A 25425-nucleotide genomic window follows, 5' to 3' on the forward strand; every position below is an offset into this window, starting at 1 on the left:
GGTGGAAACAGGGCGACTTGACGCATGTTGACGCGGGGTAACGTCTAGTCACGCCCTACGTTGGTTTCGTCAGTTTTGTCAGTTACCCCCAAGAGGGTTTTCACCCCGCCGCGCGATCGGGAAAGGGCACCACCTGCGCCCCCTTGCGCAAGGCATCCAGATAATCGCTCCACCATTGCGCCATTTCCACGCGCTCTTTCCAATGGGCGCCGCGATGATAAGCCGCCCGCACACTGTCTGTATCGGCATGGGCGAGGGCGCGCTCAATCGCATCGGGCGAGAATTTTCCGCTTTCATTGAGCAAGGTTGATGCCATTGAGCGGAAACCATGGGCGGTCATTTCATCGCTGGCATAGCCCAGCCGCCGCAAACCGGCATTGATGGTGTTTTCGCTCATCGGGCGGGCGCGGGTGCGAACGGATGGGAAAACATAGCCAGCCGGGCCAGTCACCGCGCGCACCTCTTTGAACAGGTCCACGGCTTGGCGGGACAGGGGGACGTGGTGGGCCTTGCGCATTTTCATCTTTTCCGCCGGGATGATCCAGAGCGCGCCCTCCAGATCAATCTCGCCCCATTCGGCATGACGCAATTCGCCGGGGCGCACGAAAACATGCGGGGCAATCTGCATCGCCAGCCGGGTAATGCCGCCGCCTTCATAGCCGTCTATCGCGCGCAGCAATTTGCCCGCGCCCACGGCATCGGTGATCGCGCCATAATGCGTTACCTTGGGCGTGGTGATCGCCCCGCGCAGGTCGCGGGTAGGGTCGGAGGTTAGGCGGGCGGTTGCCACTGCATAGCGAAAGATGCGGCTTGCCAGTTGCAGCAGGCGGTTGGCTGTCTCGTGCTTGCCCTGTTTTTCAAAGGCGCGCAGCACAGCCAGAACGTCCGATGCGGTGACTTCGCCAATGGGCAGGCGGCCAAGGGCAGGGGTAAGGCGCGAAAGGTAATAGTCAGCCTTGCCGCTGGTGCTGTCTGAAAGCCCCTCGCGTTTGCGCTTGTCGAGATATTCGGCGCCGATTTCGGCAAAGGTGTTGGCCGCCGCCACTTTGGCGCGATGCTTGGCCTGTTGCTTGTCGCGCGCCGGATCAATGCCGGTTGCCAGCGCTTCCTTGGCCTTGTCCCGCTCCTTGCGCGCGTTGGCCAAGCTGATTTCGGGCCATGCGCCCAGCGATAGCAGTTTCTCTTTGCCGTTTACCCGGAATTTGACGCGCCAAAGCCTGCCGCCTGCCGGGGTCACATAGAGGAAAAGGCCGCCCGCATCGCCCAGCTTATAGGGTTTGTCCTTTGGCTTGGCATTGCGAACTGAAACTTCGGTAAGCGCCATGGCTGATTCCCCATTCTGCTAGATTGGGGGTATCTTGGGTGGGGGTATATCGACATACCCCCGAACATACCCCCAATGCGAGGTGGCTGGCAGCGAACAGGAGTGAACGCCTCTGGCCTCGTTATGGGTAAAATATGCCGGTTTTCTGGGGTTTCTGCAACCGTGAATGAACGTCACTGGTTTGTAAAATGGTGCCGGATGAGGGGATCGAACCCCCGACCTTCGGTTTACAAAACCGCTGCACTACCGCTGTGCTAATCCGGCCCATGGATGGCGCCGCATCGGGCGCGAAAGCCCCATAGCCCTAAAAAGCGCCGAAGGTCCAGCCCTCGGTTTGGGCAATTTTCGGTTTCATGCCGGTTGGATGCCACAATTCGCCCCGCCCGGCGTGGTTGCGCAGCCAAGCGGCGGTGATCAGGGCGTCGGCCGCGTGATCGGTGATGACTTCGGGCAGTAGCGATGGCGCGCAGTCGAGCCCAGCCAGAGCCTGCGCCAAAGCGAGGCTATCGCGAATCTTGCTGGCGCGGGCGGTGCGTCCGGCGGCAAGAGCGGCGATGGTGGTATAGATTTCGACCACAACCTTGCCGGATGCGGGCAAAGGGTCCATCGGCCAGACCGCAATTTCGCGCGGCAGGCGGTGCAGCAGGCGCATGCCCGAAAGCGAACCCTTGCCCACTTGCGCCGCGCCCACGAGGTTGAAATTGCTGGTGGGGCTGCAGCCCATTGTGGCCTGCGCCGCCTCGGTCACGCGGAAACGGCCGCGCCCGCCGCCGAACAGATCGCCCTCGCGCGCGCCCTCCAGTTTTGTTCGGGGCCGGCGGAAATGGCGGGCGATCTCGGGGTGATCGACGAAGGATGAAACGCCCAGATGCGGATCATCGGCGCAGATCGCATCGACCATTGCCCAGAGGGTGCGGGCGTCCGGCGGGCTGTCGGCCCAGCCGGGAAAGAAGGCCCCGGCATCGGCAAAGGGCAGTGACTGGCCCATATCGAAGCCGAAGATCGTTTGCGCGGGCGCTTCCTCGACCAGCCATTCCAGCACCTCGCCGCGCGACCAGACATGGCTGGGGCGCACCAGATGAGGGGCGCGATCATTCGCCGCCATCATCGCCACGGCAATGCCGCGATGGCGCTCGCCCGCCGCGCCGGACCAGTCGATGGCGGCGAAATGGGTGAAGCGGGGGATCACTCGGAGCGTTCGCGCCTTTTGCGCTCCCACCATTCCAGACGCTTGAGGATCTCGCGCTCGAAACCGCGCTCGACCGGGCGGTAGAATTGCTGGGGCGCCATGCCCTCGGGCCAGTAATTCGCGCCGGAAAAGGCATCGGGCGCGTCGTGGTCATAGGCGTAATTGGCGCCATAACCGATGTCTTTCATCAGCTTGGTCGGCGCGTTCAGGATATTGGCAGGGGGAATCAGCGACCCTGTGGCCTTGGCGCTGGCGGCGGCCTCTTTCCAGCCCTTGTAAGCCGCGTTTGATTTGGGCGCGCTGGCCACATACAAACAGGCCTGCGCGATGGCCAACTCGCCCTCCGGGCTGCCGAGGAATTCATAGGCATCTTTGGCGGCAAGGCATTGCTGCAGCGCCATCGGATCGGCCAAACCGATGTCCTCGGACGCCATGCGGACAAGGCGGCGCAGCAGGAACAGCGGATCTTCACCCGCCGTCAGCATCCGGGCCAGATAATAGAGCGCGGCCTGCGGATCGGAGCCGCGCACCGATTTATGCAGCGCGGAAATCAGATTGTAATGGCCATCGCGGTCCTTGTCATAAACGGCCACGCGGCGCTGCAGAAACTGGCCCAGTTCGGCAGGATCGAGCGGGGCGGGAACTTGCGCGTTATACAGCGTCTCGGCCTGACCCAGCAGGAACCGGCCATCGCCATCCGCGCTGGCGATCAGCGCCTCACGCGCAGGCGGCGTCAGAGGCAGGGGCACGCCCTCGGCCTCCTCGGCGCGGGCCAGCAGATGGGCCAGAGCTTCGGGCGAGAGGCGATGCAGGATCAAGACCTGCGCCCGCGAGAGCAAAGCGGCGTTGAGCGCGAAGGAAGGATTCTCGGTCGTCGCCCCCACCAGCGTTACCACGCCCTGTTCGACATAGGGCAGGAAGCCGTCCTGCTGCGCCCGATTGAAACGGTGGATCTCGTCCACGAACAACAGCGTGCGGCGGCCAGACAGCGATAGAGCGCCCTCGGCCTCGGCAAACATGCGTTTGAGGTCGGCAACGCCGGAAAACACTGCGCTGATCGCTGCGTAACGCATCCCCACAGCGGCGGCCAGCAGGCGGGCGATGCTCGTCTTGCCGGTGCCGGGCGGACCCCACAGGATCATGCTCGACAGGCTGCCCGCCGCCACCATCCGCCCGATCGCGCCATTCGCGCCTGTCAAATGTTCTTGCCCGATCACCTCGCTCAACTCGGTCGGGCGCAGGCGTTCGGCCAGAGGAATCGCGCCCGCCGGAATGGCGCGGGGCGTTGGCGCGGGTTCGTCGGCGGCGAAGAGGTCGGGCATGGAGGGTATGTAGGAGGGAATGAAAGGAAAAGGAAGGTTTGCCTCCGGCGGGCAAAGGGCGGGGGCCCTTTGCAATCCCGATAATGGGGGGCGATAGCTTGCGCTGTGGTCAGATGTTTGAAAGCCTGCGGCTCAAGTAAATTAGCGCCGCAGGCTTTAAAATCTCAAACGCTGCGTCCGACACCTGTTGGCCGAGCCTGTGGCGCAACAAAGACAATAATGGGAGCGCGAGGGACGAGTCCCTCGCATCATCTTCCTTCTGAAATCCCTGAAACCTTACTTCCCCACCCGCGCCTTCTGCCGGATCAGGCGCAGATAAGTATCCGCCACGGATTGATTGATCCGATCCCACGAGAAATCGCGGCTGCGCGCCTCGCCCGCTGCGCCATGGGCGGCGCGCAGGGCGGGGTCCTCGATATAGGCGCGCACGGCCTGGGCAAAGGCGTGGACATGGCCGGGGCGGATCAGGCGGCCCGAATTACCGTTGTCCACAAGGCTTTCCGATCCGGTCGCCTCGGCGCAGACCACCGGCAGCGAGCAGGCCATGGCCTCGAGCGTGACATTGCCGAAGGTTTCGGTGATCGAGGGGAAGAACAGTACGTCCATGCTGGCCACCGCGCGGCCAAGGTCGGTCCCGGCCTGATATCCGGCAAAGACGGCATTGGCGGGCAGGCGGTTTTCGAACCATTCGCGCGCCGGGCCATCGCCCACGATCAGCACGCGATGCGGCACGCCGCGCGCCACCAGTTGGTCAATGGTGTCGGCAAAGACATCAAGGCCCTTTTCCATGACGAGGCGCGAGAACAGGCCCACGACCACTTCATGATCCTCGATGCCAAGGCTGCGCCGCCATGCCATATCGCGGCGCGAGGCGTCGAAGATATAGCGATCGACGCCTCGGCTCCACAGCGAGATGTCGTAATTCATCCGCTGTTCGCGCAGCACCTGCGCCATGGATTCCGAAGGCGCGACCAGCCCGTCGCAGCGGCGATAGAACCGGCGCAGGATGGCCGTCAGGATCGGTTCGACCCATGCCAGATTGTAATAGCGCGGATAGGTGTCAAAGCGCGTATGGACGCTGCCCAGCACCGGCAGGCCTTTTGCCCGGGCCCATGTCACGGCGCGGTGGGCCGATGGGTCGGGGCTGGAGACATGGACGATATTGGGGGCAAAAGCCTCAAGATCGCGGCGCACGGCGCGCGGCAGGCCGGTGGCCACCCGATATTCGGCGCGGCCGGGAATGGCGAAACTGGGCAGGCTGATGAGATCGCCGGCGGGTTCGAAAGCGGGCGCATCAACGGTAGGCGAATAGACGCGCACCTGCGCGCCCTGCGCCAGCAGATAGCCGACCAGACGGTTGAGCGCCTTGTTCGCGCCATCGGTGACCATGTTGTAATTGCCGCTGAACAGGGCAACGCGCAGGTCACTGGTTTTGGAAGGGAGTGTCATTGAGCGCGCCATAGCGAAGCCTGCGGGTTTTGGCGAGAGGCTGCGCAGTTAAGGGCCAAAAGGGGCGTTCTCGACAAAAAGGCTCGACAAAAAGGGCGCATGGTGGGCGACCGTCCTGTCGGGGGTCGAGGATGCCCAGCCATGCGCCCCCAAGGTTGGCCCCGCCATGCTGCAGAGGATTGCCGGCGGGGCTCTGGGAGAGGATGTATGGCGGGATGCCGATTACGTAAGGGGGGAAGGTCGGCACCCCGCCAATTCAGTCAGATCTTACCAACCGCGGCGGCCTTCGTAAAAGCCACGGGGGCCTTCGTAATAGCCGCGACGGCCGTAATCATCGCAAGGGCGCCCATCACGGTAATAGCGATTGCCGCGATGATCCCAGTAATAGCCATCGCGCCAGGCCCAGCTGCGATCCACCACATAGACCGGGGCCGGGGCATAGGCGGGCGCATAAGCGGGCGCGTAGGCCACCGGCGGCGGAGGCGGGGCATAGACCGGAGCATAGACCTGGCGGCGCGGGCGGTCCGAAGCGATGGCGGCGCCAAGGGCCAGTCCGATCACGCCGCCGATAACACCGGCCGCAACCGCATCGCCGCCGCCGCCGCGACGACCGCCGCCGTAATAACCGCCGCGCCCGTAAGGATCGGCCATGGCAGGGGTGGCGGCAAAGCTGGCAAAAGCGCTGGCGGCCAGGGCCACCGCAGTGATCGTCTTTTTCGTGAACTGGCTCATGGTACACCTCGCTGAATTTTTGGGTTTTACGGAAAGCTTCGGGAAACTCCGTGTCACCGTTGATTCGTTTTCTACGCCTTGCTTGCTGAACGGAATCGGGATGTGTTTTGCAGGTGTTGTTCAGAATTGATCGGCTTGTCTGAAATATCGCCCCGGCCAACTGGATCATAATTGGAGGTTATCGGGCTGGGCGCGGGCGGGGGGATGGATTAGCCCGGCGTGGCTGGGGATACATCAAGGGCCGTGTCTGGCTCTCGGGGTCAAAGACGACAGATGAAAATGCATGCTTCACGGCTGGTCTTTTGCCATGTGCCGAAAACCGCTGGTTCCTCGGTAACGCGGCTGTTGCGCGACAATTGGCCGGGGCCACACGCGCTTGATGTCTATGAGCAGGAGGATGGGCGGACCGATCTGGCCGGCGCGATCCGCGATTGCGCGATGCTGGCCGGGCATCTGAGCCATGCCAGCGTGCTGGGGGCGATCGAGCGGACCGGGCTGGAGGCCTATAAGCTGACCAGCCTGCGCAATCCGGTCGATCATGTGCTGAGCCAGTATTACCATATTCAGGCCTTTGCCGGGGCCGCGCTGGCGGGCGACCAGCGGATGCAGGCGTTGAAGGATGCAGCGGGCGGCATGAGCCTGCTGGAATGGATGAGCGGGCGAGCGCGGGGCCTCGACGGGTTTGATGTGCTGTTCGACAATCCCCAGATCCGCATGATCCTGAACAAGAAAGAAGGGCCGGTCACGCTGGCCGATGCGCGGGAGGCGATTGCGGTCATGGGGCGGTTCGACGGGGTGATCCTGTTTGAGCGGTTGGGCGAATCGGTGGCGGCGGTGATGGGGGCGCTGGGGTTGAACAGGGGCGGGGGGCTGCCCCGGCTGATGACCAATCCGGCCAAGGGGCAAAGCGTGCTGACGCTGTCGCGGCCCGAATTGCAGGCGATGATGGCGCTGACCCGCTATGACGCGGTGCTCTATGATGTGATCAGCACCCATTGGTGCGGCCGAATGGCGGCGATGGAGGGGGTGGCGGGCCCTGTTGCGTCGGCCGAGTCTGCGGCGCCGGTGCTGCTGGCCGATGTGCTGCGCACGTCCAATGCCCAGAGGATCGAGGGCGGCACGGTGGGCGACACGGTCAAGATGCAGGAGGACGGCCTGTTTCTGCACCCGCCCCATGGCCGCGAGGGGGCTTTGCGGATCGCTTCGGCCGATTTTCTGGCGCAGGGGCAGGCGGGATTTTCCACCGAACTGGCGCTTGAACATGCCGCCGCGCCCGATGTCGAATTGTCGATGACCATCCGCGAGGGTGAGCGTGTCGTGGCCGGTTTCACCACCCGCGTCTCGCGCAAGGCCAGCGTGCCCATCGCCTTGCGCTTTGCCCCGATCATGGGGCGGTGTTTCGTCGATCTGGAATTGCGCAGTCTGGGGCCGGGCGGGAGCAATGATTATGCCGGGCTGCTGATGAAGAAGGCGGTGTTTGGAGGGGGATAGGTGCGATGGGCCAGATCGCCACGCGCCTCATCACCCCATCAATGGGATTGTAAAGGGTCGAGACCCTTTGCCCGCCGTAGGCATGCACAACCACCAAACCCGCCAAACAAAAAGGCCGAGGGCATAACCCCCGGCCTTTTTCATGTCCGATCAATCCGAAAGATCAATCCTTCTTGCGCGAGGCTTTCTTGCGCTCGTTGGGATCGAGGATCGCCTTACGGAGACGGATGTTCTTGGGGGTGACTTCGACCATTTCGTCTTCGTCGATATAGGCGATGGCCTGTTCCAGCGTCATGACCTTGGGCGGGGTCAGGCGTACAGCGTCATCCTTTCCGCTGGCGCGGAAGTTGGTGAGCTGCTTGGACTTCATCGGGTTGACTTCGAGGTCTTCGGGCTTGGCGTTTTCGCCAACGATCATGCCTTCATACAACGCCTCGCCCACGCCCACGAACAGGATGCCGCGTTCTTCGAGCGGGCCCAGAGCATAGGAGTTGGCTTCGCCCGCGCCGTTCGAGATCAGCACGCCGTTCTTGCGGCCTTCGATCTTGCCCTTGTAGGGGCCATACTTGTCGAACAGGCGGTTCATGATGCCCGTGCCGCGCGTGTCGGACAGGAATTCGCCGTGATAGCCGATCAGCCCGCGCGAGGGCGCGATGAAGCTGATGCGGGTCTTGCCGCCGCCCGAGGGGCGCATGTCGGTCATTTCGCCCTTACGGTTGGCCATCTTTTCCACGACCGTGCCCGAAAATTCTTCGTCCACATCGACCAGAACGGTTTCGTAGGGCTCGGTGCGGTTGCCGTTTTCATCGGTGCCGAACAGCACGCGCGGGCGGCTGATGCCCAGTTCGAAGCCTTCGCGGCGCATGGTTTCGATCAGAACGCCCAACTGAAGTTCACCGCGACCGGCGACTTCGAAGCTGTCCTTGTCGGCCGATTCGGTGATCTTGATGGCCACGTTCGATTCGGCTTCGCGCTCCAGACGGTCGCGGATCATGCGGCTGGTCACCTTGGTGCCTTCGCGGCCGGCCATGGGCGAATCGTTCACGGCAAAGCGCATCGACAGGGTCGGCGGATCGATCGGCTGAGCCTTGATCGGAACGGAAACCGAGGTGTCGGCGATGGTGTTGGCCACCGTGGCGACCGAAAGGCCCGCCAGGCTGATGATGTCGCCCGCCTTGGCTTCGTCTACAGGCACGCGGTCCAGGCCCTGGAACGACATGATCTTGGAGGCGCGGCCGGTTTCGATCACCTTGCCATCGGCGTCCAGCGCGTGGATCGCCTGATTGACCTTGACCACGCCCGAAGTGACGCGGCCGGTCAGCACGCGGCCAAGGAAGTTGTCGCGGTCGAGCAGGGTGACGAGGAAGGTGAAGGGGGCATCGACTTCCAGCGCCGGGGGCGGCACGTGGTCGACGATCTTCTGGAACAGCGGCTCGAGCGTGCCTTCGCGGCGGGTTGGGTCGTCCGAAGCGTAGCCATTGCGGCCCGAGGCGTAAAGCACGGGGAAATCAAGCTGTTCGTCGTCGGCTTCGAGGCTGACGAAGAGGTCGAACACTTCGTCCAGCACTTCCTGAATGCGCTCGTCGGGACGGTCGACCTTGTTGACGACGACGATAGGCTTGAGGCCCAGCGCCAGCGCCTTGCCGGTCACGAACTTGGTCTGCGGCATCGCGCCTTCCGACGAGTCAACCAGCAGCACAACGCCATCGACCATCGAGAGGATACGCTCCACCTCGCCGCCGAAGTCGGCGTGGCCGGGGGTATCGACGATGTTGATGCGCGTGCCGTTCCATTCGATGCTGGTCGGCTTGGCAAGGATGGTGATCCCGCGTTCCTTTTCCAGATCGTTGCTGTCCATCGCGCGTTCTTCGACGCGCTGGTTGTCGCGGAACGTGCCGGACTGGCGGAAGAGCTGGTCGACCAGCGTGGTTTTGCCATGGTCAACGTGGGCGATAATCGCGATATTGCGAAGCGGAAGCGGGCCGGACATCAAAAGGGCTTTCTGCAACAGCGGGCGGCAAGGCCCGTTTTGGGGGTGGCGCTTGTTTGCGCCGCAACATGCGCGCGCCCCTAGCTTACACAGCGGCTTTGGGCAAGACTCGACAGGAGAGTTGCTGTGCGAAGGGCGTTGGCCATTTATGGGAATTTGAGGCGGTCTTTGCGTTTTTGATAAGATTTTGTGGGATAAACCGAGGCATGGATCGTTAAAGGATTGAGCCTCATGCCGACAGGGCATAACACAGGGCACGATAAAAAGGAAACCGGGGGTACGACAGGCGGGGGGCTTGTTGGCATGCCGGTTCGTGGGAAGGATGAGGTTTTCATGAACCAGACATCGGTTTTGCGCGCGTATGGCCCGTCGACATCGCGTGCGGGGGCATCGCGCGCGGGTCACATTTTCTCTTTTGGCCGCCGTATGGCGTTGGCGGCGGGCGGGGCAGGACTGGCCCTGGCGGTCGCAACGGCATGGGCAACGCCTGCGCTGGCTGCATCGGATGCAGGGGGCGATGATCAGGTCAACAATGAGATCGTGGTCACCGCCACCAAGCGCGAGCAGACCTTGCAGCAGGTGCCCGTGGCCGTGACGGTGACCACCGCCGATGTCATCAACCGCGCCAAGATCCGCGACATCAAGGATCTGACCAGCGTGGTGCCTTCCCTGCGCGTGTCGGAGCATCAATCGAGCGCGCAGACCGATTTTCTCATCCGCGGTTTTGGCAATGGCGCCAACAATGCGGGCATCGAGCCCAGCGTGGGCGTGTTCATCGACAGCGTCTATCGTTCGCGCAGCGCGGCGCAGATCGCCGACTTTCCCGATGTAAAGCGCGTGGAAGTGCTGCGCGGCCCGCAATCGACCCTGTTCGGCAAGAATGCCAGCGCGGGCGTCGTCTCGATTTCCACGCTGGAGCCGCAGTTCAAGCCGGGCGGCAGCGCGGAAATTTCCTATGGCAATTACAACGCCCTGGTGGTCAAGGGCATGTATACCACGCCTTTGAGCGACACGGTGGCCGTCAGCGTTGCGGGCGGATACAACCGGCGCGACGGCTTTGTCCATGACGGCGCCACGGGGGGCAACACCAACAACCGCAACCGCTGGTTCGCGCGCGGGCAATTGCTCTGGGTGCCCGACAATGGGCCGCGCGTGCGGATCATCGCCGATTATTCGCGCATCGATGAAACCTGTTGCGCGGTGGTCAACCTGTTGTCTTCATCCAGCACGGCGGCCATTCAGGCGGTGGGGGGCAAGGTCAATGCGCCCGGCAATCCTTATAGTGATGTCTATAACAATTTCGCCTCGACCAACCGCATCCGCGACTATGGCTTTTCGGCCCAGATCGACCATGAGATCCACGGGGTGAAACTGACCTCGATCACCGCCTATCGCCACAATACCAATTACAACAATCAGGACAGCGACTTCACCAGCGCCGACCTGTTGGGGCAAAACAGCGCCAATGTGACGATCAACACCTTTACCCAGGAATTGCGCGCCGCCGCCAAGCTGGGGGATAAGGTCAACCTGTTGCTGGGCGCCTATTATTTCAATGAGAAGATCAACCAGACCGGTGCGCTGCTCTATGGTTCGCAGATGCGCTCCTATGCCGACCTGCTGATCCGCGGCGCCAGCGCCAACACGCTCAACGTCGCCTCGCTCGAGGGCACGTTCGGCACGCTTCAGGGCAATCCGGCCAAATATACCGGCCAGTTCTTCAAACAGGGCAGCGGCCTGTCGGAAGCCTATCATCTGGCCAATGAGGCGATTTCGATCTTTGGCCAGATGGACTGGAAAATCGCGCCGCGCGTGACGCTGACGGGCGGGCTGAATTACACCAAGGACAATAAGCATTATGCCACGGGTGTGGTGTCGAGCGATGTGTTTTCAGGCATCGACCTGAATGCGATGCGCACGGCGGCCACCAATGCGGGCATTTCGCAAACCATCGGCGGGCTGCTTTCCGTTCCGGGCGGCTTTGCCTCGCCGGCCCAGATTGCCGGTTTTGCCAGCGCCAACCCCACCGCCTATAATTCGGTGGTGACGGGCGTGTCGAACCAGACCGCGCAATTGCTGGCGCTGCGCGCGCTGCAATTCATGCCGCCTTTCCTCAATGTTCCCAATGGGGTGGAGAGCGGGCGGACCAATGACGGCAACCTGTCCTTTACCGCGCGCGTGGCCTATGAGGCCAGCAAGCATATGAATTTTTATGCCAGCATCGGTACCGGCTTCAAGGCCAGTTCGATCAACCTGTCACGCGACAGTCGCCCGGCCTTGAGCGATGCGGCCGCGATTGCCGCCAGCGGTCTGGCCACAACCAACCTGCGCTATGGCGGGCGTTTTGCCCGGCCGGAAAAGTCCACCGTCTATGAAGTGGGCATGAAGGCCAACTGGTCGGTGGCCACGCTCAATGTTGCGGCCTTCTATCAGTCGATCAAGGACTTCCAGTCGAACATCTTTACCGGCATCGGTTTCGACCTGCTCAATGCGGATAAGGAATCGGTCTATGGTTTCGAGTTCGAAGGATCGGTGCGGCCCACCCCGGAACTGACGCTGGCCGCCGCCGTCACCTATCTGGTGCCCAAGTATAATCGCTTCACCAATTCCAGTTTTGGCGACATTTCGGGCGCGACGCCTGCGGGCATCGCCCCGCTCTCCACCACCATGTCGGCCACGTGGGACAAGCCGATCGGGGGCGAGCAGCACATCATCCTGCGCGGCAACTGGCATTACGAATCGCCGGTGCAAAATCAGGACGGCATGCCCGGCTTCATCACCAAGAACCCGCTGACCGGGGCGATCATTTCCTATCAGACCGGGCTGGACGCGGCGCGCCCGTTCAAGCGCACGGTGTCCGAAGTGGACGCTTCGGCCACATGGCAGATCTCGAAGAAATTCGAGCTGAGCCTGTGGGGCCGCAATCTGACCGACAATCGCTATATCACGGTGATCTTCGACAGCCCGGCGCAATCGGGCTCGATTTCGGGCTATGTCAACACGCCGCGCACCTTTGGCGCGGCGGCGCTGGCCAAGTTCTGAGGCGCGAAATTTTTAGCGCAGCGGATGATGAAGGAGCGGGGCGTGTGATGCGCCTCGCTTTTTTCATGGCGCCTTTTTTGCGGGCAGGCGTTAATCAGGTCAGGCACAAGGGAAAAAGGTTTGGCCGATGAATTGGATGTTCCTGCCGCTGCGGCGCTATTTCGAGATTTCGGGCCGTTCGCAAAGGCGTGAGTTCTGGCTGTTCTTCATCGGCCTGTGGGTGGTGAACGGGGCGATCATGGCGCTCTTCGGCTCGCCTGTCTCCTATACCAACGGCATGAATTTCTATTGGGCCACCCAGACCAGCCTGACGGGCCAGTTTCTGGTCGGTCTCATCGGCCTGTTTACCCTGATCCCGTCCTATACGCTCTCTGTCCGCCGTCTGCATGACATCGACCGGTCGGGCTGGTGGTTGCTGGTGTGGCTGGTGCCCTTTGTCGGCTGGTTCGTCCTGCTGATCTTCTTCTGTCTCGACGGAACCTATGGCCGCAACCGCTATGGCAATGACCCACGCGGCCGCGGCATGGCGGAGGTGTTCCGTTAAAGCTCTCTGAGCGCTTCAGCCGGGCGGGTACGCAGCAAAGGCAGCGACCCGCCCAGCGCAAAGGCCAGCACCAGCGCCAGCCCGCCGCCCAGCACACCCAGCACATAGGTCCATGACGGCAGAAAATCGAAGCTGAAAAGCTGCACCACGATCAGCCAGCCAAGCCCCGTGCCAAGCGCCAGCGCGACCAGCGCCAAAAGGCCCGCCAGCACGCCATATTCGGCCAATAGCAGGCCCAGCAACTGCCGCTGTCCCGCGCCCAGGACGCGCAGGATCGTGTTGTCATAAGCGCGCGAGGCCCGCGCCGCCGCAATCGCGCCCAGCAAGACCGCCACGCCCGCCAGCACGGCCACGCCCGCCGCCGACAGGATCGCCGCGCTCATCTGCCCCAACAGCCCCCGCGCATCGCGCAGCAGCGGCCCCACCTCGACCACCGAGGCGGTGGGATAGGCCCGCGTCACCGCGCGCAGCAAGCCATGCTCGCGCTTGCCGGCAAGGTTGATCGTGGCGGCCAGCTTGAAGGGCGCTCCCGCCAGCGCATTGGGCGAAAATACCAGCACATAATTGAACCCGAACGAATCCCAATCGATCCGCCGCAAAGATGCCACCTTGGCCGTCCGCTCCACGCCCAGCAGGCCCACCGTCACGCTGTCGCCCACCTTCAGGCCCGTGACCTTGGCCAGTTTCTCATCGACCGAAACCAGCGGTTCGCCCTGATAATCATGCGGCCACCATGCGCCATCGGTGACCACATTGCCATCGGGCACATCATCGGCAAAGGTCAGCCCGCGCTCGCCCTTTAATTGCCAGGCGTCCTCGGGAATATCCTTCATGTCGGCCACGCGGGTCTGCGCATTGGCAGGCCCATAGGCCAGAATTGCGCCGCGCAGCGTCGGCACCGTGCGCACTTTGGCCCCCGGCGCGGCCCCGGCCACGGTGGCGCGGAAACCGGCCTCATCGCCCGGCTGCAGGTCGATGGCGAAATAGTCGGGCGCCTTTTGCGGCACGCGCGCGGCGATGTTCGCGTCCAGACTGGTCTGCACCACGGCCAGCACGACAAAGGCCGTCAGGCCAAAGCCCAGCGCCGTTACCAGCCGTGCGGTCTGATTGCCGGGGCGGTGAATATTGCCCAGCGCAAGGCGCAGGATCGGGCTGCGCGGGCGGGGCAGATGCGCGGCCATGCGCGCCAAGCCCCAGCCAAGGCCCGAGAGCAGCACAAAGGCTCCCGCCGCCCCGCCAAGGAAAATCGCGGTCGTGCGCGCCGAACCATCGCCGAGGAACGCCAGAGCGATAATCCCGGCCAGCCCCGCGCCCACCCAGCGCCAGCTCTGCCGCGCCGACACAGGGGCAACCCGCGCGCGCAGCAGCGCCATGGCCGGATAAGTCCGCGCCGCCAGCAAGGGCCCCGCCGCAAAGACCAGCGCCACCAGCAAGCCCCACAGCGCCGCCCGCGCCAGCGCCCATGGTGCCAGCACAAAACCGTCCACCACCGGCAACACACCCGCCAATGCCTTTACCACCAGAGGCAGCATCGCCACCCCGGCAATCAGGCCCGCAAAGGCGCCAACCGCCGCCGCCGCCGCAATCTGCAGCACATAGATCCGCGCAATATCGCCGCTGGTCGCGCCCATGACTTTTAACGTGGCGATCACTCCGCGCCGCGCCTCAAGATAGGAGGCCGTGCCCCCGCCAATCCCGATCCCGGCGATCAGCAGCGCGGCCAGCCCCACCAGCACGAGGAAATCGCCCATGCGCGCAATGAAAGTCTCGGTGCCCGGCGAGGCCTTGTCGCGGGTGCGCACATCTAGCCCGTTTTCGGGAAAGCGCTTGGTCAGCCCATCGGCAATCGCGGCGGCGTCGCAGGCCCCGGCACAATCCATGCGCAAGCGGCTGCGATACATGGCTCCCGGCGCAGTCAGGCCCGCGCCATCGGGAAAGCCCAGCGGCACGATCACCGTCGGCCCCAGCGCGAAACCTTCGCCAAGCCCATCGGGTTCGGCCGCGATGATCCCGCCCACGCGCAGCGGTTTGCCCGCGATGGTGAATGTGTCGCCGGGTTTGATGCCCAGCCTTTCGGCCGCCCCGCGCGCGATCCATGCCGTACCCGTTGCCGGGGCGCCTACATGCCGCCCATCGGCCAGCTCCAGCCGCCCGACCAGCGGCCAGAGCGCATCGACCGCCTTCAACTGCACCGGGGCGGTGGTGTCCCCATTCGAGGCCATCGCCTGCAATCGCTGACCATCGGAGAGGCGACCATAGCGGGCCAGCACGGCGCGTTCATCCGCCGAAATCGGGCGTTGCCAGACCGTGATCTGCACATCGCCGCCCAGAATCTGGCGCCCCTTGGCGGCCAGCCCGTCATTGATCGCCCGCGTCAGCGAACCGATGGCCGCCAGCGCCCCCACGCCCAGAAACAGGCAGGCGAGCAACAGGCGAAGCCCGCGAAAACGCGCCGACAATTCCCGCCGCGCAATGCGCCACGCTGTTGCCCAGTTCACGCCATTTCATCCGAAGCGATGCGCCCGTCGGCAATGCGAATGATCCGCTCCGCCTTTTGCGCCAGAGCCTCGTCATGGGTGATGATGACCAGCGTGGCCCCGGTCTCGGCGCGGCGGGTCAGAATGAGATCGATGATCGCCGCCCCGGTCGCGCCGTCCAGATTGCCGGTCGGTTCATCGGCAAACAGCAGCGCGGGGCGCGGGGCCAGAGCGCGGGCGATGGCCACGCGCTGCTGCTCGCCGCCCGAAAGCTGGCTGGGATAATGGTGCAGTCGGTGCCCAAGGCCTACCGCGGCCAGTTCCTGTGCCGCCCGCGCCGCCGCATCCGCAACGCCCGCCAGTTCGAGCGCGGTCATCACATTTTCCTGCGCCGTCATCGTGGGCAGCAGGTGGAACGCCTGAAGCACCACACCGATCCGGCCCCGCCGCGCCAGTGCCAGTTGATCTTCGGACAGGCCCATGAAATCCGCGCCCGCCACGCTCAATTCGCCCCCGCTGGCGCGCTCCAGCCCGGACAGCACCGCCATCAGCGAGGATTTGCCCGACCCCGAAGGGCCAAGCAGCGCCACGACCTGACCATCGGGCACGGTCAGATCGACGCCTTTGAGGATTGAGGTGGCGCCATCGCCCCCAGGACCATTGGCGCCCAAGGTGAGAGTGAGGTTGCGGGCGAGGATCGCGCTCTTGCGGTCATGGGATTGGGTCACGATATGTTTATGGGTGGCCCTGTCGGATTCGGCAAGGAGGGCCGGGTCGAAAGGGCATGTTGATGAGGGCTTTGGGTGGGATGCTGGCGGTTTTTGCGCCGGTTTTGATGCTGGCGGGATGCGGTGGGGACAAGGCGCCCGCTCCCGCGCCCAGCGCCTCGGCAACCACCGCGCCCGCGCCCCAAGGTCCGGCGGTGCGCGTCATAGCCCTGGGCGACAGTCTGTTTGCCGGATATGGATTGCGCCCCGAACAGGCCTATCCGGTGCGGCTGGAGGCGGCGTTGCGCGCGCGCGGGATCAATGCGCAGGTGGTCAATGCCGGGGTTTCGGGCGACACCACGCAGGATGGCCGCGCGCGGCTGGATTTCACGCTGGCGCAAGGGACGCCGCCCGATCTGGTGGTCATCAGCCTGGGCGGTAATGACATGCTGCGCGGGCTGCCGCTGCCCCAGACCAAGGACAATCTCGACGCCATTCTGGCCGAATTGGAAAAGCGCAAGATCAGGACCGTCGTGATGGGGATGCTGGCCGCGCCCAATATGGGGCCTGATTATGCGCGGGAATTCAATGCGATCTTTCCCGCCGTTGCCGCGCGGCACCATGCCGTGCTGGAGCCTTTCTTCCTCAAGGCGATTTTCAACCAGCCCGCCCTGCAATTGCCCGACCACATCCACCCCACCGACAAGGGCGTCGAGGCGATGGTGAGCGCGACCGTGGACAAGGTCGCGGGCGCGCTGCCCAAGGGCTGATATCGGCTCCATTTGCGTGGCAATCGTGCTGGCGGGGGGCTGGGCCTGTCTGTCAAGGCGGGGCCATGATGGAGACAGCTCTCGATTGGCCCCGCGTCGGCCTGTTGCCGGTGGTGCGGGCCGCGCAGGCCGCACTGGCGCAGGGGCGGGGCTTTTCGCTGGTCCGGCTGGGCGATGGCGAGGGGGCGATGCTGAGCCATGATGCGCCACATATGAGCGAAGAGGTCGAATTTTGTCTGCGCATCTGGTTTGGCGATCAGGCGATTTCCGGAGATGATCGGCGGGCCATGGCGCGCGGGCTGGAACGGGCGATGCGCGAGGCCGATGTGCTGGGAATCCCCCGCCGCACCCAGTTGCAGGTCTCGACGCGCTATCACGAGGTCTTTGCCAATCTGGGGCGAGTGTTTGGCGCGCGGCGCCCGGTGGTGGGCGATATGGCGCTGCATTTCTATCTGCAATGGTCGGGTGCGTTGGGGGCGCTTGTGCGCGATGCGCGGCGGCTGGTGCTGATCGGATGCCGCGATGTGGCGGGGTCATTTGCCGCCCATTTTGATGTGCCGGTGGTCCAATGGCTGCTGCGCGGAGAGGCGCGATTTCCGGGCCTTGTGGACGAGCCGCACTGGCCCACCGGCTATGCGCGGATGATGGCGCGGATCGAGGGGTTGGGGCCGGGCGATCTGGTGCTGGTGGGCGGGGGCGTGCTGGGCAAGGCCTATGTGGCGAGCGCGGCGCGGCGCGGGGCGGTGGCGCTGGATATGGGCAGCGTGTTTGACGGATGGGCCGGGATCATCAGCCGTGAGGGGCGGATCGGCACGGGCGCGGAATTTTCGGTGGCCCATCTGGCTCGGGGCGGGCCGGTGGATGAGGCGATGCGAGAGCGCCTGCGCGCCTATCTGGCGGGCACGAATATTGCCGATGGGGCGATCTGAAACGCGCCAATTGCTGCGTGAACGGATGGCGCGGGGCGGACCTCAACGCCATGAAAGTAAACGATGATCGTAAGTTGATCACGGGCGAATGCGTAATCGCCGCCGAAATGGATAGAGCCTTTGTTGCGCGCCACGGGCCCCGGTTTTAGCCCTTTGGCATGAGGCACGAGCCAAGGGGGATGATCCCCCCGCGAGGCACATGCCAGTGCAAGGGGCAGGCAAAGATGAACATAGCCACGCAAGCCATGGGGGAAACAAAGCTGCGGCCCCTGTTGGGAGTTGGGCCGGAAGTTGCACCGGGAACGGGTGGGCCGATCTGGCAGACGGAACGAGTGCAGCCGCAGGGCGCGCGGCGGATGGCGCTGTTGGTGCTGGGCATGCATCGTTCGGGCACAAGCGCGTTGACGCGGGTGTTTGCCTTGCTGGGCGCGGGATTGCCCGCAACCTTGCTGGGGGGCAATCCGACCAATCCCACCGGCCATTGGGAATCGGACGCCGTGCGCGGTTTTAATGACGCCACGCTGGCGGCGATGGGCAGCGACTGGTTCGACTGGCTGGCGGTGAATGAGGGTTGGTCGCGCTCTCTGGCCTATCGCGGCTATGTCGAGCGCGCACGCGCGGTGCTGCGGGCCGAATTTGGCGAGGCGCCGCTCTTTGCGCTGAAAGATCCGCGGATTTGCCGGCTGGCGCGGTTCTGGCTGGATGTGCTGGAGGCCGAAGGGGTGGAAGCGGCGATTGTCATGCCGCTGCGTAACCCGTTGGAGGTGGCCGATTCATTGGCGCGGCGCGATGGGGTGGATGCGCAGATCGCATTGCTGGTGTGGCTGCGCCATGTGCTGGAGGCCGAGGCGGCCACGCGCGGACGGGCGCGGCTGGTGGTCAGCTATGATCAGGTGTTGAACCATTGGGCGCAGGTGGCCGACCGGGCGGAGCGCGAGCTGGGCGTTGTGTGGCCGCGCACGCCGTTGGGCGTGGGCGCGGAGGTGGAGGCCTTTCTCTCGCCGGATTTGCGCCATCATCGCCGGGCGGATGGGGCGGTAGTGGATAATCCGCTGGTGTCGGGATGGGTGCGGCGGACCTATGGGGTACTGCTGGGCTGGGCCGAGGGTGGCGAACGGGCGGGCGATTATGGCGAGCTGGATGCGGTGCGCGCGGCGCTGGATGAGGCGGGGCCGGGGTTTGCGCGGCCGCTGCGCCGGATTGCACAGCAGCAGCGGGGGCTGGAGGAACTGAATGCGCAAAAGGCCGGCCTGGAGGCGCGGGTAGAGGCGTTGAACGGCGAATTGGCGCAGCGCGGGCGCGAGCGGCAGGAGGCGGTCGATGGTCTGGCCGAACTGGCGCGGGCCTATCAGGCAGCGCAGGCGCGGCTGGACGAAATGGCGCTGAATGAAGGGCGCGGCGGGGATGAGCGCGCGGCGATGGCCCGCGAGATCGAGCATTTGCGCGCGCAGGGCCCGGTGCAGGAGCAGCGGGCGCAGGAGGCGCAGGCCCGCGTGGCGATGATGGAGCAGGAGGCTGGGGCATTGCGGGCCGCTCTCGACGAGCATCGGCAGCGTCTGGGCGAACTGGAAATAACGCTTACCAGCCGACAGGATGAGGTGGAGCAGACCCGGATCGCGTTGGAGCAGGAGCGCGGGCATTGTGCAGGGCTGAATGAGGCACTGGAGCAGGAAAGGGAGCGGATTGACCGCTTGACCGCTGAGCTGGAGATCGAGCAGCGATGCGGGCTGGAACTGGCGGGAGAATTGGCCGAAACGCAGGCGCTGCTGCAGGATCAGGCCGAACAATTGCGCATCGCGATGGAGCAGGTGGCTGCGATGGCCGAAATGCTGACGGTGCTGCGCGGGGATTTTGCCGATCGGGGCGAGGAACTGGCGGCGGCGCGGGCGACGCAGGCCGCATGGGCCGCCGAGGCACGCGAAGCGAAAGCGGCCGCGCTGGACCGGCAGCAAGAAACCGCGCGCGAGATAGCCGAACTGGCCCGTCTGTTGCAGGAGGCCGAGGGTGAGGCCGCGCTCTGGCAAGGCCGTTGGCAGGAGGGCGAGCAAAACCGGGCCGCCCTGGTCATCCGCCATGCTGAGGCCGAGCAGGCACGGGGCGAACAGGCGCGCCGCCTTGAACAGCGCGCGGCCGAATTGGAGCAGGCGCGGGGCAGGGCGGTCGAACAAACGCAGGGATTGCAGGCCGAGAAGGTCCGACTGGAGCAGCAATTGAGCGAGCGCTTTGGCGAACTGGCCACGATGTCGGGCCTGTTATCGACCGAGAGCGAGCGTGCCATGCGCAGCGCAGCGCAGATCGAATGGCTGCGCGAGGTGCATCGCGTGACGGCGCGGCGGCCGCGCTGGTGGCTGGCGATGCCCCGGCGCTGGCAAAGCGCGCGGATGGCGCAAAACCTGGCGGAGGCAGGGCTGTTCGATGAGGAGGCCTATCTGGCCCGCTATCCTGATGTGGCTGCGCAGGGGCATGATCCGCTGCGCCATTATATCCTGTTCGGCATGGCCGAGGGCCGGGTGAGGGGCTGAATAAAATGGTTTTGCAAACAAGCGTTTCCCCCGAGGCGATCGGGCAATTGCGCCAGTCGGGGCAGTTTGACGCGGCGTGGTATGCCAACCGTTATGCCGACGTGGCGATGTCGGGCATAGATCCGGCGCAACATTACCTTTGGATCGGGCGACGGCTGGGGCGCCGGTCGGGTCCGGACAGCGGGCTGGCCGATACGGCGGCATCGGTGCCTGCGCAGGCGCGGGCCAAGGGCGAACCGGGGTGGAACGATCTGCCGGTGCATCCGGACCGGCCCAACCGATGGGTGCATAATACCGCCGCCATCGCCCGCAACCGGGCACAGGCGCTGGCGCCGCTGACGCGTAGCTTTAACCCGGAATCGATGAACATCCATTGGATCATCCCCGATTTCGGCCCCGGCGGCGGCGGGCATATGTCGATCTTTCGCATGGTCCGCTATCTGGAAAGTTTCGGCCATCGCCAGACGATCTGGATCCAGAACCCCACCGTGCATCACGATGAGCGACAGGCGTGGGAACATATCCGCGCATGGTATCAGCTCATTGACCGCGTGATCGTGCGCTTCCTGCCCGAAGAGGTGGAGGGGATTTCGGGCGATCTGGTGATCGCCACCGATATGTGGACGACCTTTCCCGCCGCGCAGATGACGCTGATGAAGGAGCGTTTCTATCTGGTGCAGGATTATGAGGCTCTGTTTCACACGCATGGCACGTTCACCTATGTGGCGGACATGACCTATCGCATGGGGTTCAAGGCGGTCTGCGCCGGGGCCTGGCTGAAGTCGATCTGCGAGGAGCGGTATGGGCTTTGGACGCGGGCCTGGGAACTGGCCTATGATCCCATGTATTATTATCGCGGCGAAAAGATTGAGCATGACCCGCCGCGCATCGCCTTTTACGCCCGCGCCTCCACGCCGCGCCGCGCGGTCGAACTGGGGCGCGAGGCGCTGTTGATCCTGCATGACCGGGGGGTGCGTTTCCGGGTCGATCTGTTCGGTCAGGATGATTTGGGCGGCGCGCTGCCCTATGAGCATGTCAACCATGGGTTGCTCAGCCCCGCGCAATTGGGCGATCTTTATCGTTCGACCGACATCGGCATGGTCTTTTCGGCCAGCAATTATTCGCTGATCCCGATGGAAATGATGGCCTGCGGCCTGCCGGTGGTCGAGCTGGACGCGGAAAGTACGCGCGCTGTGTTTCCCGAAGGATCGGTCGCCTTTGCCCCGCCAACGCCCCATGGCATGGCCGACGTGTTGCGGCGCCTGATCGAAAGCGCGGCGGAGCGGGAGAGGTTGCGGGCAGGCGGCGCGGCTTTTGTCGCGGGGCTGAGCTGGGAAAAGAGCGCAAGGGCGCTGGAGGGGGCGCTGATCGAGGGGCTGAGTCAGAACAATGAGCCGGTGACCCCGCGCGCGCTGTTTTCTACGCGCGACTATGCCCACAAGGCGGCGGTTATCATCCCGACGTGGAATGGCGGTGATCTTTTTCGCGGCGTGTTGCAGGCGCTGGTGACGCAGCAGACCGACTGGGCCTTTGACGTGATGGTTGTGGACAGCGGATCGAGCGACAACACGCTGGAGATCATCCGCGAATTCAGCCACCGGGGCGTGCGGCTGCATCAGATCCCCAATGCCGAGTTTTCGCATGGGCGCACACGCAATCTGGCGATTTCGATGACCGATGCCGAATTCGTCGCAGTGCTGACGCAGGATGCCACGCCCGCCACGCCACATTGGCTGGCCAATATGATCAGCGCTTTTGACAAAGGGGACCAGGTCGCGGGCGTGTTTGGCGGCCATCTGGCCTATGCCGATGCCACGAGCTTTGTCCGCAATGGGCAGGAGGGGCATTTCGCCCATCTGGGCGCGATGCCCCATGTTGCGCAATGGAGCGTGACCCCGCCGAGCATGGAATGGGGCGGGATCAACTGGCAGCAATGGCTGCATTATTTTTCGGACAACAATGCGGCCCTGCGCCGCTGCGTCTGGGACAAGATTCCCTATCCCGACATTCCATGGGGCGAGGATCAGGTCTGGGCGTGGGAGGTGATCAAGCAGGGCTATCAGAAGGCCTATGCGCCGGACGCCTTTGTCACCCATTCGCACAATTTGAGCGAGGCGGCGCAGGATAAAGTCTCGCGGATCGAGGGGGATTACTGGCTGCGCTATTTCAACTATCGCTTTGAAAAACATCCTGAAGGCGTGAAGGCCAGCGTGGATTATCTGAACACGCGCGATGCGGCCGTTGCGGGCGTGGCGCCCGATGTGCTGGCCCATCAGCAGGTGCTGAACCGCGCCGCCGTGTGCGGGCGCTATCGCGGGCAATTCGATCTGGTCGAACAATGGCGGGCCAAATGGTCCTGATTACGGCGGGAGAGGTGCTATGAAAATCCTGTCGATTCAATGGCTTTGGCGGCAGCGCTGGATCGCGGCGATGGTGGTTTTGCCCACGCTGGCCACGGCGGCCTATGAGGGGCTGTTTGCCTCGGACATCTATGTTTCGGAAAGCCGGTTCGTCATCAAGGCACCGGCGCAGAAATCGGCGCAGGTCTCTACGCTGGCCAATCTGATTCAAACCACCGGCCTATCGGGGGGGCAGGAACAGGCCAATGAGGTGATCGACTATATACGCTCGCGCTCGGCGCTGGCGGCGGTGAACCGGGGCGGGGCGGTGGCGGCGATGTTTGGTCGGGCGGGGGTGGATGCGCTGGCGCGCTATCCAGGCGTGCTGGCCCGTCCGGGGCGGGAGCATTTGTTCCGCTATTACAGCGCGATGATCAATGTGGCGATGAACCATGAGACCGGGCTGGTAGTGTTGAAGGTCAAGGCGTTTGATCCCGGCGATGCCCAGCGTCTCAACCAGCAATTGCTGGGGTTGAGCGAGGATCTGGTTAATGTCCTGAACGCTCGGGCCGAGGGAAAACAGGTGGCCGAGGCCGAGCGCCGGGTGGCCGCCGCCGAGATACGGGTGCAAAAGGCGCGCGCAGCGCTGGGCGTCTATCGCAACAACGAGGCCTTGATCGACCCGGCGCGTCAGGCGCAAGGCGCGCTCGAGGTGGCCAACCGGCTGGTGTCCGAACAAGCCGCCGCGCAGGCACAACTGGACCAGATCCGCGAGGCCACGCCGCGCAATCCGATGATCCCCGCGCTTCAGGAAAAGATCGCTGCGATGGGCCGCGCGGTTGCCGGACAGAATGGCCGGGTGATGGGCCCGCCCGGCGCGATTGCCTCGAAAATGGCGGGCTATGAACGGCTGGCGCAGGAGCAGGAATTTGCCGCGCAAAACCTCAATGTCGCCAATGCCGCGCTGGAACAGGCGCGGGTGGAAACGCTGCGCCAGCAATATTATCTTGAACGCGTGGTCGATCCCGCGCTGCCCGATGAACCGGCGCTGCCGCATCGGATCAAGATCGTGCTGACGGTGCTGGGCGCCTCGCTATGTCTCTATTTTGTGGCGTGGATGTTCATCGTGGGCATCCTTGAACATGCGCCGGAGGACTGACCATGGCGGCACTTCATCAGGGCTGGGCTATCCAGACGCGGGTGATACAGGCGCTGATCATCCGCGAATTGACCACGCGCTTCGGGCGGGAAAATATCGGCTTCCTCTGGGTGATGGCCGAGCCTTTGCTTTTTGCGGTGCTGGTGGGCCTGCTCTGGCGCTTTGAAAAGGGGCCGCAGGAGCATGGGGTCTCCATCATCGCCTTTGTCGCCACAGGCTATCTGCCCTTGGTGATGTTTCGCAGCACCGTGCTGCGCGCGATGGGCAGTTTCGCGGCCAATTCCAGCCTGATGTATCACCGACAGGTCAAGATCCTCGACCTGATCCTCGTGCGCTTTTTCGTTGAGATGATCGGGCATATGATGGCCTATCTGTTCATCGGTACGGTACTGTATGCGCTGGATGAATTTCCGTGGCCGCACGATCTTGGCTATCTGCTGCTCGGCTGGTCCTATTATGCGCTCTTCACGCTGACGCTGGCCACGATTGTCGCGCCTTTGTCCGAAATGTCCGAGGTGCTGGAAAAGGTCATGCCGGTTACGACCTATCTGATGGTGCCCTTTTCCGGCGCCTTTTTCATGGCCGATTGGCTGGCCCCCAATATCAAGGCGGCGGTGCTGTGGTCGCCGCCGGTTCATGCGATGGAGATGATGCGCTATGGCGTGTTCGGCGATGCGGTCTATCCTCATTTCAGCCTGACCTATACGCCGGCATGGTGTTTGCCTGTGCTGATGGTGGGGCTGATGCTGTGCCGGCATGTGCGCCGGGTGATGGTGGTCGAATGATCCGCTGTTCGGGCCTCGTCAAATCCTATCCGGCCGGGCATGGGCGCAAACTCGTGCTGGGCGGAGTGGATTTGACCATCGGGCGGGGGCAAAAGCTGGGCGTGCTGGGGCGCAATGGCGCGGGCAAGACCACGCTGATCAAGATGATCGGGGGCGTGGAAATGCCCACCGCCGGGCGGATCGAGCGCAAGATGACCGTATCATGGCCGCTGGGCTTTGGCGGTGGGTTTCAGGGCAGCCTGACCGGCTATGACAATGCCCGCTTCATCGCGCGCATCTATGGCCGCGACTATCGTGAAATTCAGGATTTTCTTGAGGATTTTACCGAGCTTGGGCGGCAATTGGCGATGCCGGTCAAAACCTATTCCTCCGGGATGCGCGCGCGTCTGGCCTTTGCGCTCAGTCTGGCCATCGAATTTGACTGCTATCTGATCGACGAGGTCATCATGGTGGGCGATCAGAATTTCCAGCGCAAATGCCATGAGGAAATCTTCGTCAAACGGCGCGACCGCGCGCTGATCCTGGCCTCGCACAGTGTCGAGACGATCCGGCAATATTGCGACATGGCTTTGCTGATCGACCGGGGATCGGCCAGCGTCAAAGGCGATATTGAAGAGGCCATCGCGCTTTATTCCAATTTGTAAGCGAGGTTAT

General features: G+C 63.9%; 18 protein-coding genes and 1 tRNA gene. 10 read left to right on the forward strand and 9 right to left on the reverse strand.

The annotated features are described in order from the left end of the window. Positions 1–100: 100 nt before the first annotated feature. From FHW96_RS03340 to FHW96_RS03365, 6 genes are all read right to left on the reverse strand, one after another. Entirely contained in the window at positions 101–1324 is a 1224-nt protein-coding gene (locus tag FHW96_RS03340; protein ID WP_172339142.1) for an integrase arm-type DNA-binding domain-containing protein, read from the reverse strand. A 189-nt stretch (positions 1325–1513) separates the two neighbouring features. Continuing rightward, positions 1514–1588, reverse strand: a tRNA-Thr gene (locus FHW96_RS03345). Positions 1589–1628: 40 nt separating this feature from the next. Further along, complete coding sequence (locus FHW96_RS03350) at positions 1629–2546, reverse strand: hypothetical protein (protein ID WP_172339143.1); 918 nt, start codon at positions 2544–2546, stop codon at positions 1629–1631. Continuing rightward, positions 2510–3835 carry a replication-associated recombination protein A gene (locus tag FHW96_RS03355; RefSeq protein ID WP_172339144.1) on the reverse strand — a complete coding sequence of 442 codons (1326 nt, stop codon included), beginning with the start codon at positions 3833–3835 and terminating at the stop codon, positions 2510–2512. The genes FHW96_RS03350 and FHW96_RS03355 overlap by 37 nt, the downstream gene beginning before the upstream one ends. Positions 3836–4111: 276 nt before the next feature. Continuing rightward, on the reverse strand, positions 4112–5284 hold the full coding sequence (locus FHW96_RS03360) for a glycosyltransferase family 1 protein (protein ID WP_172339145.1): 1173 nt from the start codon (positions 5282–5284) through the stop codon (positions 4112–4114). 267 nt (positions 5285–5551) lie between these two features. Beyond that, positions 5552–6016, reverse strand: coding sequence for a hypothetical protein (locus FHW96_RS03365; protein ID WP_172339146.1), 465 nt, complete (start codon positions 6014–6016; stop codon positions 5552–5554). A gap of 273 nt (positions 6017–6289) precedes the next feature. Between FHW96_RS03365 and FHW96_RS03370 the strand changes: the two genes are divergently transcribed. Continuing rightward, positions 6290–7507, forward strand: a complete 1218-nt coding sequence (locus FHW96_RS03370) for a sulfotransferase family 2 domain-containing protein (protein ID WP_172339147.1) — start codon at positions 6290–6292, stop codon at positions 7505–7507. A 163-nt stretch (positions 7508–7670) separates the two neighbouring features. On the opposite strand, the gene typA is transcribed toward FHW96_RS03370, so the two are convergent. Next, positions 7671–9497: a translational GTPase TypA gene (gene typA, locus FHW96_RS03375; protein ID WP_172339148.1), complete on the reverse strand. Its 1827-nt coding sequence runs from the start codon at positions 9495–9497 to the stop codon at positions 7671–7673. Positions 9498–9830: 333 nt separating this feature from the next. On the opposite strand from typA, the gene FHW96_RS03380 reads away from it, so the two are divergent. Together FHW96_RS03380 and FHW96_RS03385 are read left to right on the forward strand one after the other, a co-directional pair. Further along, positions 9831–12539 (forward strand): TonB-dependent receptor, encoded by a 2709-nt coding sequence (locus FHW96_RS03380; RefSeq protein WP_172339149.1) that lies wholly within the window; start codon positions 9831–9833, stop codon positions 12537–12539. 127 nt (positions 12540–12666) lie between these two features. Continuing rightward, positions 12667–13083: a DUF805 domain-containing protein gene (locus FHW96_RS03385; protein ID WP_172339150.1), complete on the forward strand. Its 417-nt coding sequence runs from the start codon at positions 12667–12669 to the stop codon at positions 13081–13083. On the opposite strand, the gene FHW96_RS03390 is transcribed toward FHW96_RS03385, so the two are convergent. Both FHW96_RS03390 and FHW96_RS03395 read right to left on the reverse strand, forming a co-directional pair. Then, positions 13080–15581, reverse strand: a complete 2502-nt coding sequence (locus tag FHW96_RS03390) for an FtsX-like permease family protein (RefSeq protein WP_172339151.1) — start codon at positions 15579–15581, stop codon at positions 13080–13082. The genes FHW96_RS03385 and FHW96_RS03390 overlap by 4 nt on opposite strands. Continuing rightward, on the reverse strand, positions 15578–16288 hold the full coding sequence (locus FHW96_RS03395) for an ABC transporter ATP-binding protein (protein WP_371815617.1): 711 nt from the start codon (positions 16286–16288) through the stop codon (positions 15578–15580). The genes FHW96_RS03390 and FHW96_RS03395 overlap by 4 nt, the downstream gene beginning before the upstream one ends. Before the next feature lie 62 nt (positions 16289–16350). Here FHW96_RS03395 and FHW96_RS03400 point away from each other — a divergent pair, with 62 nt between their 5' ends. The 7 genes from FHW96_RS03400 (at position 16351) to FHW96_RS03430 (ending at position 25415) form a co-directional block, all read left to right on the forward strand. After that, the gene (locus tag FHW96_RS03400) at positions 16351–17037 is read left to right on the forward strand and encodes an arylesterase (protein WP_172339152.1); all 687 of its coding nucleotides are present in this window, start codon (positions 16351–16353) and stop codon (positions 17035–17037) included. A 65-nt stretch (positions 17038–17102) separates the two neighbouring features. Then, positions 17103–17966 carry a hypothetical protein gene (locus FHW96_RS03405; protein WP_172339153.1) on the forward strand — a complete coding sequence of 288 codons (864 nt, stop codon included), beginning with the start codon at positions 17103–17105 and terminating at the stop codon, positions 17964–17966. A 224-nt stretch (positions 17967–18190) separates the two neighbouring features. Next, entirely contained in the window at positions 18191–20488 is a 2298-nt protein-coding gene (locus FHW96_RS03410; RefSeq protein WP_172339154.1) for a hypothetical protein, read from the forward strand. Between the two features lie 5 nt (positions 20489–20493). Next, entirely contained in the window at positions 20494–22848 is a 2355-nt protein-coding gene (locus FHW96_RS03415) for a glycosyltransferase (RefSeq protein ID WP_172339155.1), read from the forward strand. 19 nt (positions 22849–22867) lie between these two features. Beyond that, positions 22868–23986, forward strand: a complete 1119-nt coding sequence (locus FHW96_RS03420) for a capsule biosynthesis protein (protein WP_172339156.1) — start codon at positions 22868–22870, stop codon at positions 23984–23986. A 2-nt stretch (positions 23987–23988) separates the two neighbouring features. Then, entirely contained in the window at positions 23989–24771 is a 783-nt protein-coding gene (locus tag FHW96_RS03425; protein ID WP_172339157.1) for an ABC transporter permease, read from the forward strand. Then, positions 24768–25415, forward strand: coding sequence for an ABC transporter ATP-binding protein (locus FHW96_RS03430; RefSeq protein ID WP_172339158.1), 648 nt, complete (start codon positions 24768–24770; stop codon positions 25413–25415). The genes FHW96_RS03425 and FHW96_RS03430 overlap by 4 nt, the downstream gene beginning before the upstream one ends. Positions 25416–25425 lie beyond the last annotated feature (10 nt).

It is taken from the genome of Novosphingobium sp. SG751A (assembly GCF_013149295.1).
In the GTDB taxonomy this organism is placed as follows: domain Bacteria; phylum Pseudomonadota; class Alphaproteobacteria; order Sphingomonadales; family Sphingomonadaceae; genus Novosphingobium.

Excerpts from the sequence above, each read along its gene's own strand:
- FHW96_RS03405 (WP_172339153.1), top strand. The coding sequence starts at position 17,103 with ATGATGGAGACAGCTCTCGATTGGCCCCGCGTCGGCCTGTTGCCGGTG.
- FHW96_RS03380 (WP_172339149.1), top strand. The coding sequence starts at position 9,831 with ATGAACCAGACATCGGTTTTGCGCGCGTATGGCCCGTCGACATCGCGT.
- FHW96_RS03425 (WP_172339157.1), top strand. The coding sequence starts at position 23,989 with ATGGCGGCACTTCATCAGGGCTGGGCTATCCAGACGCGGGTGATACAG.
- FHW96_RS03430 (WP_172339158.1), top strand. The coding sequence starts at position 24,768 with ATGATCCGCTGTTCGGGCCTCGTCAAATCCTATCCGGCCGGGCATGGG.
- FHW96_RS03340 (WP_172339142.1), bottom strand. The coding sequence starts at position 1,324 with ATGGCGCTTACCGAAGTTTCAGTTCGCAATGCCAAGCCAAAGGACAAA.
- FHW96_RS03410 (WP_172339154.1), top strand. The coding sequence starts at position 18,191 with ATGAACATAGCCACGCAAGCCATGGGGGAAACAAAGCTGCGGCCCCTG.
- FHW96_RS03400 (WP_172339152.1), top strand. The coding sequence starts at position 16,351 with ATGAGGGCTTTGGGTGGGATGCTGGCGGTTTTTGCGCCGGTTTTGATG.
- typA (WP_172339148.1), bottom strand. The coding sequence starts at position 9,497 with ATGTCCGGCCCGCTTCCGCTTCGCAATATCGCGATTATCGCCCACGTT.
- FHW96_RS03360 (WP_172339145.1), bottom strand. The coding sequence starts at position 5,284 with ATGACACTCCCTTCCAAAACCAGTGACCTGCGCGTTGCCCTGTTCAGC.
- FHW96_RS03365 (WP_172339146.1), bottom strand. The coding sequence starts at position 6,016 with ATGAGCCAGTTCACGAAAAAGACGATCACTGCGGTGGCCCTGGCCGCC.
- FHW96_RS03350 (WP_172339143.1), bottom strand. The coding sequence starts at position 2,546 with ATGGTGGGAGCGCAAAAGGCGCGAACGCTCCGAGTGATCCCCCGCTTC.
- FHW96_RS03420 (WP_172339156.1), top strand. The coding sequence starts at position 22,868 with ATGAAAATCCTGTCGATTCAATGGCTTTGGCGGCAGCGCTGGATCGCG.
- FHW96_RS03415 (WP_172339155.1), top strand. The coding sequence starts at position 20,494 with ATGGTTTTGCAAACAAGCGTTTCCCCCGAGGCGATCGGGCAATTGCGC.
- FHW96_RS03370 (WP_172339147.1), top strand. The coding sequence starts at position 6,290 with ATGAAAATGCATGCTTCACGGCTGGTCTTTTGCCATGTGCCGAAAACC.
- FHW96_RS03385 (WP_172339150.1), top strand. The coding sequence starts at position 12,667 with ATGAATTGGATGTTCCTGCCGCTGCGGCGCTATTTCGAGATTTCGGGC.
- FHW96_RS03355 (WP_172339144.1), bottom strand. The coding sequence starts at position 3,835 with ATGCCCGACCTCTTCGCCGCCGACGAACCCGCGCCAACGCCCCGCGCC.